This is a genomic window from Kocuria sp. KRD140, assembly GCF_017168375.1.
Taxonomy (GTDB): domain Bacteria; phylum Actinomycetota; class Actinomycetes; order Actinomycetales; family Micrococcaceae; genus Kocuria; species Kocuria marina.
Genome location: NZ_JABFAW010000007.1, coordinates 122,909 through 136,119 on the forward strand (window position 1 = coordinate 122,909; position 13,211 = coordinate 136,119).

The following is a 13,211-nucleotide window of genomic DNA, read 5'->3' on the forward strand; positions in this document are numbered from 1 at the left end:
TCCTCGTCAGGGTTTCCCTGCCGGTTGCAGCCCGCAGGGACCTTCTGACGTCGATGGAATCAGTTGGTCTTGAACGGGAAACCGAGCGCCTTGAGCAGCGCGCGACCCTCGTCGTCGGTCTTGGCGGAGGTGACCACGGTGATGTCCATACCGCGCACGCGATCGATCTTGTCCTGATCGATCTCGTGGAACATGGACTGTTCCGTCAGACCGAAGGTGTAGTTGCCGTTGCCGTCGAAGTGACGGTCGGACAGACCACGGAAGTCACGGATACGCGGCAGCGCGAGCGTGACGAGACGGTCCAGGAATTCCCACATCCGCTCGCCACGCATGGTGACGTGCGCGCCGATGGGCATTCCCTCACGCAGCTTGAACTGCGCAATGGACTTCTTGGCCCGGTTGACCACGGGCTTCTGACCGGTGATGGCGGTGAGGTCCTTGATGGCGTTGTCCACCAGCTTGGAGTCCTTGGCCGCCTCGCCCAGACCCATGTTGACCACGACCTTGACCACGCGCGGCATCTGCATGACGTTCGCGTAGCCGAACTGCTCCTGCAGGGCCGGGACGACGGTCTCCTGGTACTTGGTCTTGAACCGGGGGGTGAACTTGGTTTCGGTGGTTTCGCTCATCACAGATCCTTGCCGGTGCTCTTGGACACGCGAACGCGGACGGTCTTCTGCTTGCCGTTGCGCTCCACGGTCTCGGTGCGGTAGCCCACACGGGTCGGCTTGCCGGTCTCCGGGTCCACGAGCATCACGTTGGAGATGTGGATCGGAGCCTCGGACTTGACGAGGCCGCCGGCTTCGCCCTGGGCGTTGGCGCGCTTGTGCTTGGTCACGACGTTGACGCCCTCGACCACCACGCGGGAGGTCTCGGTGATCACGCGCAGGACCTTGCCCTGCTCGCCCTTGTTCTTACCGGTGATGACCTGAACCAGGTCGCCGGTCTTGATCTTGAATTTCGCCATGTCAGAGCACCTCCGGGGCCAGCGAGACGATCTTCATGAACTTCTTGTCGCGCAGCTCGCGGCCCACGGGGCCGAAGATGCGCGTGCCGCGGGGGTCCCCGTCGTTCTTCAAGATCACTGCGGCGTTCTCGTCGAAACGGATGTAGGAACCGTCGGGACGGCGCCTCTGCTTCTTGGTACGGACCACAACCGCCTTGACGACGTCACCCTTCTTGACGTTGCCGCCGGGGATGGCGTCCTTGACGGTGGCGACGATGATGTCGCCAATGCCTGCGTAACGGCGTCCGGATCCACCGAGCACACGGATGGTGAGAATTTCCTTCGCACCCGTGTTGTCGGCGACCCTCAGCCGCGATTCCTGCTGAATCACTGATTTACTCCTGTCGTCGCGCTGGTTCTCATCCGATGGTGCTGAATGCCGAGCCTTGCGGAACGGTGGTCGTGTGAACGCTCCACGCCACGGTGTTCCCCGTGACCGTAGGAGGGGTCCGGGGCGTGCGCGGAGTTCGTACGCGATGATCGCTCACACATGGATGGCGAACGGGTTCGCCGTGCTGCCCTGCTCGGATTCGTGGCTGAATGCAGAATCAACGAGCAAGTTGTGGCAGCAACCGCGGCGTGCAACGCGCGGAGCCGCCCACGGACGCACCGTGGGGCTTGCCGCCGTCCCGGTACGGTGCGCACAGCGCACGTGGGGCGGACGTGGATTCTGACTCAGCAGGGTCGAAGTCAGAGTGGGCACACGTGTGTCGACACGCGTACTGATCTACTCTACCGCGCCCCGGCGGGTAACGCCAATCGATGTACAGGCCGGCGGCCGGGGCGCGGGTGGACGCGGGAACGGCGCCGGGCAGCGCCGTCGTGCACGCGCAAGGGCCCCCGACCGCAACCGGTCGGGGGCCCTTGACGCTGTCGAGGAGGACTTACTTGGCCTTCTCGATGATCTCCACGATCCGCCAGTTCTTGGTGGCGGACAGCGGACGGGTCTCGGCGATGCGCACGAGGTCCCCGACGCCGCAGGTGTTCTGCTCGTCGTGGGCCTTCACACGCTTGGACTTGCGCAGCACCTTGCCGTACAGGGCGTGCTTGACGCGGTCCTCGACCTGGACGACCACGGTCTTGTCCATCTTGTCGGAGACCACGTAGCCCTGGCGGGTCTTGCGGTCACCGCGCTCGGCCGCGGCCGATTCGTTGTTAACCTGCTCGCTCACTTGGCATCATCCTCAGACTTGGCAGCCTTCTTCGAGGCCTTCTTCTCGGTCTTCTCAGCAGCCGGCGCCACGTCCTCGCGGATCCCGAGCTCGCGCTCACGCAGCACGGTGTAGATCCGGGCAATGTCGCGTTTGACGGACTTGAGACGCCCGTTGCTCTCGAGCTGACCGGTCGCGGCCTGGAAGCGCAGGTTGAACAGCTCTTCCTTGGACTTGCGCAGCTGGTCGGTGAGGGCACCGGTGTCGAGAGCCGCGAGGTTCTCCATGTTCAGATCCTTGGATCCAATAGCCATTGATCATTCACCGCCTTCGCGACGCACGATGCGTGCCTTCATCGGGAGCTTGTGGATGGCCAGGCGCAGCGCCTCACGCGCCACGTCCTCGCTCACGCCGGAGATCTCGAACAACACGCGTCCGGGCTTGACGTTAGCGATCCACCACTCGGGGGAACCCTTACCGGAACCCATGCGGGTCTCGGCGGGCTTCTTGGTCAGGGGACGATCCGGGTAGATGTTGATCCAGACCTTGCCGCCACGCTTGATGTGACGGGTCATGGCGATACGCGCGGCCTCGATCTGACGGTTCGTGACGTACGCCGGGCTCAGCGCCTGGATGCCCCACTCGCCGAACGTGACCTGGGTTCCGCCCTTCGCCTGACCCCGACGACGCGGGTGGTGCTGCTTACGGAACTTCACACGACGTGGGATGAGCATTACTTACCACCCTCTGCGTTGGTCGCCTCCGCAGCGGTGTTCTGCTGCGGGGCTGCGGCGGAGTCGCGCTCACGGCGTCCACCACGGTCGTTACGGTCATTGCGACGACGCCGCTCGCCACCGCCGCGACGGTCGTTGCGTCCGCGCGAGGACGGAGCAGCGGCCTGCTGGGCGGCGAGTTCCTTATCGGTGAGGTCGCCCTTGTAGATCCAGACCTTCACGCCGATGCGGCCGAAGGTGGTCTTGGCCTCGAAGAAGCCGTAGTCGATGTTCGCGCGCAGGGTGTGCAGGGGCACACGGCCTTCGCGGTAGAACTCCGAACGGGACATCTCCGCGCCGCCGAGGCGGCCGGCGCACTGGATCCGGATGCCCTTGGCACCGGCGCGCTGCGCGGACTGGATGGCCTTCTTCATGGCGCGACGGAACGCGACACGGGAGGCCAGCTGCTCGGCGACACCCTGAGCGACGAGCTGGGCATCGGTCTCGGGGTTCTTGACCTCGAGGATGTTGAGCTGGATCTGCTTGCCGGTGAGCTTCTCGAGCTCACCGCGGATCCGGTCCGCCTCGGCGCCGCGGCGGCCGATCACGATGCCCGGGCGCGCCGTGTGGATGTCCACGCGGACGCGGTCACGGGTGCGCTCGATCTCGACCTTGGCGATGCCGGCGCGCTCCATGCCCGTGGACATGAGCTCGCGGATCTTCACGTCCTCGCGGATGTAGTCCTTGTAGCGCTGACCCGGCTGGTTCGAGTCCGCGTACCAGTGCGAGACGTGGTCGGTGGTGATACCCAGACGGAATCCGTTGGGGTTGATTTTCTGTCCCACTTAGCGGACCTCCTCCTTCTCCGGGGTCGCCACGACCACGGTCACGTGGCTCGTGCGCTTGTTGATGCGGAACGCACGGCCCTGGGCACGCGGCTGGAACCGCTTCATGGTGGGTCCCTCGTCCACGAAGGCCGCGGAGACCACGAGGTCTTCCGGCTTGAACGCGAGACCCTCGCGGTCGGCCTTCTGCCGGGCGTTGGCCACGGCGGATTCGAGAACCTTGAACACCGGCTCTGAAGCTGCCTGCGGGGCAAACTTCAGAATCGCCAACGCCTCATTCGCCTGCTGGCCACGAATCAGGTTGACGACGCGCCGGGCCTTCATAGGCGTCACGCGGATGTAGCGCGCAGATGCCTTGGCTTCCATTGCTTTCCTTCTCTCGTCTTGTCGAAGAAGTGCAACGTGCTCACCCCGAGGGGTCAGCGACGCTTGCCCTTCTTGTCGTCCTTCACATGGCCGCGGAACGTGCGGGTGGGGGCGAATTCGCCGAGCTTGTGCCCGACCATCGACTCAGTGATGAACACCGGGACATGCTTGCGTCCGTCGTGCACGGCAATCGTGTGTCCGAGCATGTCGGGCACGATCATCGAGCGGCGGGACCACGTCTTGATGACGTTCTTGGTGCCCTTCTCGTTCTCCTTGGCGACCTTCACGAAGAGGTGCTGATCAACGAAAGGGCCCTTCTTGAGGCTGCGTGGCATTAGTCAGGCTCCTTAGCGCTTGTTCTTGCCGGTACGACGACGACGCACGATGAGCTTGTCGCTTTCCTTGTTGGGGCGACGGGTGCGTCCCTCGGGCTTACCGTTGGGGTTGACCGGGTGACGACCACCGGAGGTCTTGCCCTCGCCACCACCGTGCGGGTGGTCCACGGGGTTCATGACCACACCGCGGACGGTCGGGCGGATGCCCTTCCAGCGGTTACGTCCGGCCTTGCCCCAGTTGATGTTGGACTGCTCGGCGTTACCGACCTCGCCCACGGTCGCGCGGCAGCGCACGTCCACGTTGCGGATTTCACCGGAGGGCAGGCGCAGCTGACCGTACTTGCCCTCACGGGCGACCAACTGCACGGATGCGCCGGCGGAACGGGCGAGCTTGGCTCCCCCACCCGGACGCAGCTCCACCGCGTGCAGCACGGTACCCACGGGGATGTTGCGCAGCGGCAGGTTGTTGCCCGGCTTGATGTCGGCATTGGGGCCAGACTCCACGACGTCGCCCTGACGCAGGCGGTTCGGCGCGATGATGTAGCGCTTGGTGCCGTCCACGTAGTGCAGCAGCGCGATCCGAGCCGTACGGTTCGGGTCGTACTCGATGTGGGCGACCTTCGCGTCCACGCCGTCCTTGTCGTGACGACGGAAGTCAATCACGCGGTACTGGCGCTTGTGCCCGCCACCCTTGTGACGGGTGGTGATGCGGCCGGTGTTGTTACGACCGCCCTTCTTGGGCAGCGGACGCACCAGGGACTTCTCGGGCGTGGTGCGCGTGATTTCTACGAAGTCCGCAACCGACGAGCCACGACGGCCCGGGGTTGTCGGCTTGTGCTTACGGATAGCCATGTTTTGAGTTCCTCGTTAAAGTGGTCTCCGCTCAAGAGAGCGGACCGCCGAAGATGTCGATGGAGCCTTCCCGGAGGGACACGATGGCACGCTTGGTGGCCTTACGCTGTCCCCAGCCGAAGCGCGTGCGCTTACGCTTACCGGGACGGTTGAGGGTGTTCACGGACGCGACCTTGACACCGAAGATGTGCTCGATCGCGTACTTGATCTCGGTCTTGTTGGCGGAGGGGGCCACCTGGAAGGTGTACTTGCCCTCGTCGATCAGACCGTAGGACTTCTCGGAGACCACGGGACGGATGATGACGTCGCGCGGGTCCTTGTTGTAGATAACGCTCACTTGGCGTCCTCCTGCTTGCTACCGGACGCGGCTGCGACGAACGAGTCGTAAGCGGCCTTGGTGAAGACCACGTCGTCCGAGACGAGCACGTCGTACGTGTTGAGCTGATCGGCGTACACGGCGTGCACGTTGACCAGGTTGCGCACGGACAGCGCGGCGTTGTCCTCGCCACGGTTCAGCACCACGAGCAGGTTCTTGCGCTCGGTGAGCGAACGCAGCGCCTCCTTGGCGGCCTTCGTGGACGGCTGCTCGCCGCTCACCAGATCCGCGACCACGTGGATGCGGCCGTTACGGGCCCGGTCCGAGAGGGCACCGCGCAGGGCGGCAGCCTTCATCTTCTTGGGCGTGCGCTGGGAGTAGTCACGCGGCGTGGGGCCGTGCACCACGCCACCGCCGGTCATGTGCGGGGCGCGGATGGAGCCCTGACGAGCCCGGCCGGTGCCCTTCTGCTTGAACGGCTTGCGACCGGCGCCGGAGACCTCCGCGCGGGTCTTGGTCTTGTGCGTGCCCTGACGGGCGGCGGCCAGCTGGGCGACGACGACCTGGTGCAGCAGCGCCACGTTGGTCTGGGCGTCGAAGATCTCAGCGGGCAGCTCGACGTTGACGGTTTCAGTTGCCATGAGTATCAGGCTCCCTTCACGGTGGAACGGACGAGGACGACCGATCCCTTGGGGCCCGGCAGGGCGCCCTTGATGAGCAGCAGGGAGTTCTCGGCGTCGACAGCGTGCACGGTCAGGTTCATGGTCGTGTGACGGGCGTTGCCCATCCGGCCGGCCATGCGCATGCCCTTGAACACGCGAGCGGGGTACGATGCGCCGCCGATGGAACCCGGCTTGCGGTGGTTCTTGTGTGCACCGTGGGAGGCGCCCACACCGGCGAAGCCGTGGCGCTTCATGACACCCGCGGTGCCCTTACCCTTGGTGGTGCCGACGACGTCGACCTTGGCACCGGCCTCGAAGAGCTCGACGGACAGTTCCTGTCCCAGCTCGTACTCAGCGGCGTCGGAAGTACGAAGTTCGACGACATGACGACGGGGCGTCACGCCTGCAGCGGCGAAGTGACCGGCCAGTGGCTTGGTCACCTTGCGGGGATCGATCGCACCGAAGCCGATCTGCACGGCGTTGTAGCCGTCCTTGTCCTCGTTGCGCAGCTGCGTCACGACGTTGGAGTCGGCCTTGACCACGGTCACCGGCACGAACTTCCCGTTCTCGTCCCAGACCTGGGTCATGCCGAGCTTCGTGCCCAGCAGGCCCTTCACCTGGCGTTCGAAAGTGGTAGTCATTGGGGTGCGATCCTTTTTACAGCTTGATTTCGATGTTCACGTCAGCGGGCAGGTCGAGACGCATGAGCGAGTCGACGGCCTTGGGCGTGGGGTCGATGATGTCGATCAGCCGCTTGTGGGTGCGCATCTCGAAATGCTCACGGCTGTCCTTGTACTTGTGCGGCGAGCGGATCACGCAGTACACATTCTTCTCGGTGGGCAGCGGGACGGGTCCCACCACCGTGGCGCCTGCGCGCGTCACCGTCTCAACGATCTTCCGGGCCGAGACGTCGATGACCTCGTGGTCATAGGACTTCAGCCGGATGCGGATTTTTTGTCCCGCCATGGCGTCGTGACTCTCTTTCTTCAAGTACTTCCCTGTATGGAGTCCGCGGACTCCTTGTGCTCGGCGATCGTGCTCGCCACCCCGCACAGACTGAATCCGGAAACTTCCGGGTTCCTCACCCTGTCGGGGCCCCGGCACCCGAACTCGGGCGTGTCGCGCGAAGAGCGCGCCGCCCGGTCCACACAATGATGCGGTGCCGGTTGAAAAATGGTTGTCCGCGGTGATATCCGCGTGGAAGTTCGCTGCATTGCGTTTGCTTCGGTTGCGCGACTGCTCCGCACCCGGTTCTCGCAATGGACTCCACGCGCTCGACTGGCGCACGGGAATCCCGCGTCGCTGAGCGAACAACAGCGACCATTCTGCCAGAGATCCGGGGGAGCGCGCAAACCGGCCACGTCCCTACTCCCTCGGGCCGGCGGGCACGCCGCCGCCCGAACATGCGAGAACCCCGCGGTCCTGAACGGACCACGGGGTTCTCGAAGGTTCGACTCAGCGCCTCACCGGATCAACGGGTCTTACTTGTTGATCTTGGTCACACGACCGGAGCCCACGGTGCGGCCACCCTCACGGATGGCGAAGCCGAGGCCTTCCTCCATGGCGATCGGCTGGATCAGCTCGACCGTCATCTCGGTGTTGTCACCGGGCATGACCATCTCGGTGCCCTCGGGCAGGGTGATGACGCCGGTGACGTCCGTGGTGCGGAAGTAGAACTGCGGGCGGTAGTTCGAGTAGAACGGGTTGTGACGCCCGCCCTCTTCCTTGGACAGGATGTAGACGTTGGCCTCGAAGTCGGTGTGCGGGGTGATGGAACCCGGCTTGCACACGACCTGGCCACGCTCGACGTCGTCGCGCTTGAGACCGCGCAGCAGCAGACCGCAGTTCTCGCCGGCCATGGCTTCGTCCATCTGCTTGTGGAACATCTCGATACCGGTCACCGTGGTCTTCTGCACGGGGCGGATGCCCACGATCTCGACCTCGGAGTTGATCGGCAGGGTACCGCGCTCGGCGCGGCCGGTCACCACGGTGCCGCGACCGGTGATCGTGAAGACGTCCTCGATGGGCATCAGGAAGGGCTTGTCGGTGTCACGCACGGGGTCCGGGACGTTCTCGTCCACGGCCTCCATGAGGTCCTCGACAGACTTGACCCACTCTGCGTCGCCCTCGAGGGCCTTCAGAGCGGAGACGCGCACCACGGGGGCGTTGTCGCCGTCGAAGCCCTGGTCGGACAGCAGCTCGCGGACCTCCATCTCGACGAGGTCGAGCAGCTCTTCGTCGTCGACCATGTCGGACTTGTTCAGCGCCACCAGCAGGTAAGGCACGCCCACCTGGCGGGCGAGCAGGACGTGCTCGCGGGTCTGGGCCATGGGGCCGTCGGTCGCGGCGACCACGAGGATCGCGCCGTCCATCTGAGCGGCACCGGTGATCATGTTCTTCACGTAGTCGGCGTGACCGGGGGCGTCCACGTGGGCGTAGTGACGCTTGTCGGTCTGGTACTCGATGTGAGAGATGTTGATCGTGATGCCGCGCTGCTTCTCCTCCGGGGCGGAGTCGATCGCACCGAAGTCACGCTGCTCGTTGACGTCCGGGTACTTGTCGGCCAGAACCTTGGAGATCGCAGCGGTGAGCGTGGTCTTGCCGTGGTCAACGTGGCCGATGGTGCCAATGTTGAGGTGCGGCTTGGTGCGCTCGAACTTGGCCTTCGCCATGATGTGTTCCTCCTAGAACATTGAGGTGAGACTTGCTCGACTGCTCCGGACCACGGAGCGTGGGACCACAGCGCTTCAGACGCTGCGCGTGTCGAAACCTGTGCAAGTCTACTTCTGGATTACGAATTTACTGAAATCACGGGGCGTGGGCCCCGCCGGCTCACTCGCCGCGGTTCTTCTGGATGATCTCCTCGGCCACGGCCTTGGGGACCTCCGAGTAGCTGTCGAACTCCATCGAGTACACCGCGCGACCCTGGGTCTTGGACCGCAGGTCACCGATGTAGCCGAACATCTCCGACAAGGGCACCAGGGCCTTCACGAGCTTGACACCCGCGACGTCCTCCATGGACTGGATCTGGCCACGGCGGGAGTTCAGGTCACCGATGACGTCACCCATGTACTCTTCCGGGGTACGCACCTCCACGGCCATGAGCGGCTCGAGCAGGACCGGGTTGGCACGCCGGGCACCTTCCTTGAACACCATCGAGCCGGCGATCTTGAACGCCATTTCCGAGGAGTCCACGTCGTGGTAGGCACCGTCGATCAGGGTGGCCTTGACGCCCACCACCGGGTAGCCCGCGAGGATGCCCAACTGCATGGCGTCCTGGATACCGTGGTCCACCGAGGGGATGTACTCGCGCGGCACGCGACCACCGGTCACGGCATTGTCGAACTCGTACAGCTCCTCCGCGTCCAGCGGCAGCGGCTCGAAGGAAACCTGCACCTTGGCGAACTGGCCGGAACCACCGGTCTGCTTCTTGTGGGTGTAGTCGACCTTGTCCACGGCCTTCTTGATGGTCTCGCGGTAGGCCACCTGCGGCTTGCCCACGTTGGCCTCGACCTTGAACTCGCGCTTCATGCGGTCCACCAGGATGTCCAGGTGCAGCTCGCCCATGCCGCCGATCTCGGTCTGGCCGGTCTCGTCGTTGAGGGACACCGTGAAGGTGGGGTCCTCCGCGGAGAGCTTCTGGATGGCGGTGGACAGCTTCTCCTGGTCACCCTTGGTCTTGGGCTCGATGGCCACGAAGATCACAGGCTGGGGGAAGCTCATGGACTCCAGCACGATCTGGTTGTTCGAATCGCACAGGGTGTCGCCCGTGGTGGTGTCCTTCAGACCGATCGCCGCGTAGATGTGACCGGCGGAGATCTCGTCCACCGGGTTCTCCTTGTTGGAGTGCATCTGGAAGAGCTTGCCGATGCGCTCGCGCTTGCCCTTGGTGGAGTTCATGACCTGCTCGCCGGCCTTCGCCTTGCCGGAGTACACGCGGATGTACGTGAGCTGGCCGTAGAACGGGTGCGAGGCGACCTTGAACGCGAGGGCCGCGAAGGGGCCGTTGGCGTCCGCGGCGCGGGTCATGACCTCTTCCTCGTCGTTGATGGCGTGGCCCTGCACGTCCTCCACGTCGAGCGGGGAGGGCAGGTAGTCCACCACGGCGTCGAGCATGGGCTGCACGCCGCGGTTCTTGAACGCCGAGCCACACAGCACGGGGTAGGCCTGGGAAGTGATCGTCAGCTTGCGGATGCCAGCCTTGATCTCGTCCTCGGTGAGCTCCTCGCCGCCGAGGTACTTCTCCATGAGCTCGTCGTCCGCCTCTGCGACGGCCTCGACGAGCTGGTTGCGGTAGTCATCCGCGCGGTCCTTCAGATCCTCCGGGATATCGCGCGTCTCGTACTTGGCGCCCAGGGAGACGTCACCCTTGGAGTCGCCCTCCCACACGAGAGCCTTCATGGTCACCAGGTCGATGACGCCCACGAAGTCGTTCTCGGCACCGATCGGCAGCTGCAACACGAGCGGGGTCGCGCCCAGGCGGGACTTGATGGTGTCCACGGTGAAGTAGAAGTCGGCGCCCAGCTTGTCCATCTTGTTGACGAAGCAGATGCGGGGCACTTCGTACTTATCGGCCTGGCGCCACACGGTCTCGGACTGGGGCTCCACGCCCTCTTTGCCGTCGAAGACGGCCACGGCGCCGTCGAGCACGCGCAGAGAGCGCTCGACCTCGACCGTGAAGTCCACGTGACCCGGGGTGTCGATGATGTTGATCTGGTAGTCGTGCCAGTAGCACGAGGTCGCGGCGGACGTGATGGTGATGCCGCGTTCCTGCTCCTGAGCCATCCAGTCCATCGTGGATGCACCGTCGTGCGTTTCGCCGAGCTTGTGGTTGATGCCCGTGTAGAACAGGATTCGTTCGGTGGTCGTGGTCTTACCGGCATCGATGTGAGCCATGATGCCGATATTGCGGACCTTCTTGAGGTCGGTAAGCACGTCGAGTGCCACGATGGTTCCCTTCGTAAAAGGTAGTGCCGGGCCCTGGTGTCGGCCCCGCGCAGCGCGGGGCCGACAGGACTACCGAATTTTACCAGCGGTAGTGGGCGAAGGCCTTGTTGGATTCGGCCATCTTGTGGGTGTCCTCGCGGCGCTTCACAGCGGCACCGAGGCCGTTGGAGGCGTCGAGGATCTCGTTCTGCAGACGCTCGGTCATGGTGTTCTCACGACGGGCCTTGGAGTAGCCCACGAGCCAGCGCAGGGACAGTGCCTGGGCGCGGCCTGCCTTGACCTCGACCGGCACCTGGTAGGTGGCGCCACCGACACGACGGGAGCGGACCTCGAGGGCGGGCTTGACGTTGTCGAGGGCCTTCTTCAGGGTGGCCACGGGATCGGAGTTGGTCTTGTTGCGTACACCCTCGAGGGCACCGTAGACGATGCGCTCGGCGGTGGACTTCTTGCCGTCCTGCAGGACCTTGTTGATCAGCTGCGTGACCACGGGCGAGCCGTAGACGGGATCGACGACGAGGGGGCGCTTGGGAGCGGGACCTTTACGAGGCATTACTTCTTCTCCTTCTTCGCGCCGTAGCGGGAGCGAGCCTGCTGACGGCCCTTGACACCCTGGGTGTCGAGCGCGCCGCGCACGATCTTGTAACGGACACCCGGCAGGTCCTTCACACGACCACCGCGCACGAGCACGATGGAGTGTTCCTGAAGGTTGTGACCCTCACCCGGGATGTAGGCGGTGACTTCCACGCCGCCGTTGAGCTTCACACGGGCCACCTTGCGCAGCGCCGAATTCGGCTTCTTGGGGGTCGTGGTGAACACGCGGGTGCAGACGCCGCGCTTCATGGGGTTGCCCTTGAGCGCGGGAGCCTTGGTCTTCACGACCTTGGAGTGCCGGCCCTTGCGGACCAGTTGCTGGATAGTTGGCACAGTGCCTCCTGTTGGAACGGGACCGGTGGTGGCCGCCCCCGTTGATGGCGGAATATTGATCCCGGGCCCGCCGGGACGGATCAGCAGTAGTGACTGCGACGAAACCGTGTCCGAGCATGACGAAAGATGGCATCTAGGTACAGGGTGCGTACCACAGGACGGTGTCCGATTTGCCATCTGAGGACTGCCCGGAATCGAGCAATTCTTCCTTAGCATAGCAGCTCGCGTCTCAGGAGGAGAAATCGCTTTTGCCGGAGGTCACGACGTCCGCCGACAGGGCGGCGGCGCACCGTTGCAGGGCGGGGACCACGCGGCGGTCCAGGTGTTCCACGTCCCCGGATCCGAGGCCCGCGCGCATGGACACGTTGATCGCGGCCACCACCGCTCCCGTGCCGTCCGTCACCGGCACGGCCACGGAGCGCAGCCCGAGTTCGAGTTCCTGGTCCACCACGGCGTGGCCGGCACGACGCACGGCGGCGATCTGCGCCCGCAGCTGCGTGTGGTCCGTGAGTGTCAGCGGGGTCAAGCTGCGCGGTTGCGCCCGCTCGAGCAGTTCCGCGAGCTCCTCGGGGGGCAGTGCCGCGAGCAGGACCCGGCCCATGGAGGTTGCGTACGCCGGGAACCTCGTGCCGAGCGAGATGCTCACGCTCATGATCCGCTGGGTGGCCACGCGCGCGACGTAGACGATCTCCGCGCCGTCGAGCACGGACATGGACGTGGATTCCCCGAGCTCGTCCGACAACGAACGCAGGTGGGGCTGGGCCAGTTGCGGCAGCGACAGCGCGGAGAGATAGGAGTAGCCCAGGCTCAGTACCTTGGGCGTGAGTTCGAAGCGCCGCCCGTCCGAGCGCACGTAACCCAGGGACTCGAGCGTGAGCAGGAACCGGCGGGCGGTCGCGCGGGTCAGCTGGGTCTGCCGGGCCACCTCGGACAGGCTCATGGCGGGGCGTTCGACGTCGAACGCCCCGATCACGGCGAGCCCGCGCGCGAGCGACTGCACGAAACCGTCCCCGGGGGCGGAGTCGTTGCTACCGGTCGTGGTGACCACCCTCTCTCCCCCACGACGCCGCGTGGGTCACTGATCGACACGGCGA

At 64.9% G+C, this 13,211-nt stretch carries 19 protein-coding genes; all 19 read right to left on the bottom strand.

Annotated features, from left to right (window positions below):
* Positions 1 to 59 precede the first annotated feature (59 nt).
* On the bottom strand, positions 60 to 629 hold the full coding sequence (gene rplE, locus J1M36_RS06895) for a 50S ribosomal protein L5 (protein ID WP_035959679.1): 570 nt from the start codon (positions 627 to 629) through the stop codon (positions 60 to 62).
* The gene (gene rplX / locus J1M36_RS06900; RefSeq protein ID WP_035959685.1) at positions 629 to 967 is read right to left on the bottom strand and encodes a 50S ribosomal protein L24; all 339 of its coding nucleotides are present in this window, start codon (positions 965 to 967) and stop codon (positions 629 to 631) included. The genes rplE and rplX overlap by 1 nt, the downstream gene beginning before the upstream one ends.
* A gap of 1 nt (position 968) precedes the next feature.
* Complete coding sequence (gene rplN / locus J1M36_RS06905; protein WP_035959693.1) at positions 969 to 1,337, bottom strand: 50S ribosomal protein L14; 369 nt, start codon at positions 1,335 to 1,337, stop codon at positions 969 to 971.
* A 553-nt stretch (positions 1,338 to 1,890) separates the two neighbouring features.
* The gene (gene rpsQ, locus J1M36_RS06910; protein ID WP_035959699.1) at positions 1,891 to 2,178 is read right to left on the bottom strand and encodes a 30S ribosomal protein S17; all 288 of its coding nucleotides are present in this window, start codon (positions 2,176 to 2,178) and stop codon (positions 1,891 to 1,893) included.
* On the bottom strand, positions 2,175 to 2,471 hold the full coding sequence (gene rpmC / locus J1M36_RS06915) for a 50S ribosomal protein L29 (RefSeq protein ID WP_035959707.1): 297 nt from the start codon (positions 2,469 to 2,471) through the stop codon (positions 2,175 to 2,177). The genes rpsQ and rpmC overlap by 4 nt, the downstream gene beginning before the upstream one ends.
* A 3-nt stretch (positions 2,472 to 2,474) precedes the next feature.
* Entirely contained in the window at positions 2,475 to 2,891 is a 417-nt protein-coding gene (rplP, locus tag J1M36_RS06920) for a 50S ribosomal protein L16 (protein WP_064845210.1), read from the bottom strand.
* Positions 2,891 to 3,715, bottom strand: coding sequence for a 30S ribosomal protein S3 (rpsC, locus tag J1M36_RS06925; protein ID WP_035959714.1), 825 nt, complete (start codon positions 3,713 to 3,715; stop codon positions 2,891 to 2,893). The genes rplP and rpsC overlap by 1 nt, the downstream gene beginning before the upstream one ends.
* On the bottom strand, positions 3,716 to 4,081 hold the full coding sequence (gene rplV / locus J1M36_RS06930) for a 50S ribosomal protein L22 (protein WP_012397693.1): 366 nt from the start codon (positions 4,079 to 4,081) through the stop codon (positions 3,716 to 3,718). It lies immediately after the preceding gene.
* Positions 4,082 to 4,134: 53 nt separating this feature from the next.
* Positions 4,135 to 4,416 (bottom strand): 30S ribosomal protein S19, encoded by a 282-nt coding sequence (rpsS, locus tag J1M36_RS06935; protein WP_035959716.1) that lies wholly within the window; start codon positions 4,414 to 4,416, stop codon positions 4,135 to 4,137.
* Between the two features lie 12 nt (positions 4,417 to 4,428).
* The gene (rplB, locus tag J1M36_RS06940) at positions 4,429 to 5,268 is read right to left on the bottom strand and encodes a 50S ribosomal protein L2 (RefSeq protein ID WP_035959718.1); all 840 of its coding nucleotides are present in this window, start codon (positions 5,266 to 5,268) and stop codon (positions 4,429 to 4,431) included.
* 31 nt (positions 5,269 to 5,299) lie between these two features.
* A complete protein-coding gene (gene rplW / locus J1M36_RS06945) occupies positions 5,300 to 5,605 on the bottom strand; it encodes a 50S ribosomal protein L23 (RefSeq protein WP_035959727.1) in 306 nt (101 codons plus the stop codon).
* Positions 5,602 to 6,225 carry a 50S ribosomal protein L4 gene (gene rplD, locus J1M36_RS06950; RefSeq protein ID WP_035959733.1) on the bottom strand — a complete coding sequence of 208 codons (624 nt, stop codon included), beginning with the start codon at positions 6,223 to 6,225 and terminating at the stop codon, positions 5,602 to 5,604. The genes rplW and rplD overlap by 4 nt, the downstream gene beginning before the upstream one ends.
* Before the next feature lie 5 nt (positions 6,226 to 6,230).
* Positions 6,231 to 6,887: a 50S ribosomal protein L3 gene (rplC, locus tag J1M36_RS06955; RefSeq protein ID WP_035959743.1), complete on the bottom strand. Its 657-nt coding sequence runs from the start codon at positions 6,885 to 6,887 to the stop codon at positions 6,231 to 6,233.
* Positions 6,888 to 6,903: 16 nt separating this feature from the next.
* Positions 6,904 to 7,212: a 30S ribosomal protein S10 gene (gene rpsJ, locus J1M36_RS06960; protein ID WP_003803825.1), complete on the bottom strand. Its 309-nt coding sequence runs from the start codon at positions 7,210 to 7,212 to the stop codon at positions 6,904 to 6,906.
* Between the two features lie 515 nt (positions 7,213 to 7,727).
* Complete coding sequence (gene tuf, locus J1M36_RS06965) at positions 7,728 to 8,918, bottom strand: elongation factor Tu (protein ID WP_064845211.1); 1,191 nt, start codon at positions 8,916 to 8,918, stop codon at positions 7,728 to 7,730.
* A 160-nt stretch (positions 8,919 to 9,078) separates the two neighbouring features.
* Positions 9,079 to 11,193, bottom strand: coding sequence for an elongation factor G (gene fusA / locus J1M36_RS06970; RefSeq protein WP_098054389.1), 2,115 nt, complete (start codon positions 11,191 to 11,193; stop codon positions 9,079 to 9,081).
* Between the two features lie 79 nt (positions 11,194 to 11,272).
* A complete protein-coding gene (gene rpsG, locus J1M36_RS06975) occupies positions 11,273 to 11,743 on the bottom strand; it encodes a 30S ribosomal protein S7 (protein ID WP_064845213.1) in 471 nt (156 codons plus the stop codon).
* On the bottom strand, positions 11,743 to 12,117 hold the full coding sequence (rpsL, locus tag J1M36_RS06980) for a 30S ribosomal protein S12 (RefSeq protein WP_012397684.1): 375 nt from the start codon (positions 12,115 to 12,117) through the stop codon (positions 11,743 to 11,745). Before rpsL ends, rpsG begins: the two co-directional genes overlap by 1 nt.
* A gap of 229 nt (positions 12,118 to 12,346) precedes the next feature.
* The gene (locus J1M36_RS06985; protein ID WP_064845214.1) at positions 12,347 to 13,165 is read right to left on the bottom strand and encodes an IclR family transcriptional regulator C-terminal domain-containing protein; all 819 of its coding nucleotides are present in this window, start codon (positions 13,163 to 13,165) and stop codon (positions 12,347 to 12,349) included.
* Between the last annotated feature and the right edge of the window lie 46 nt (positions 13,166 to 13,211).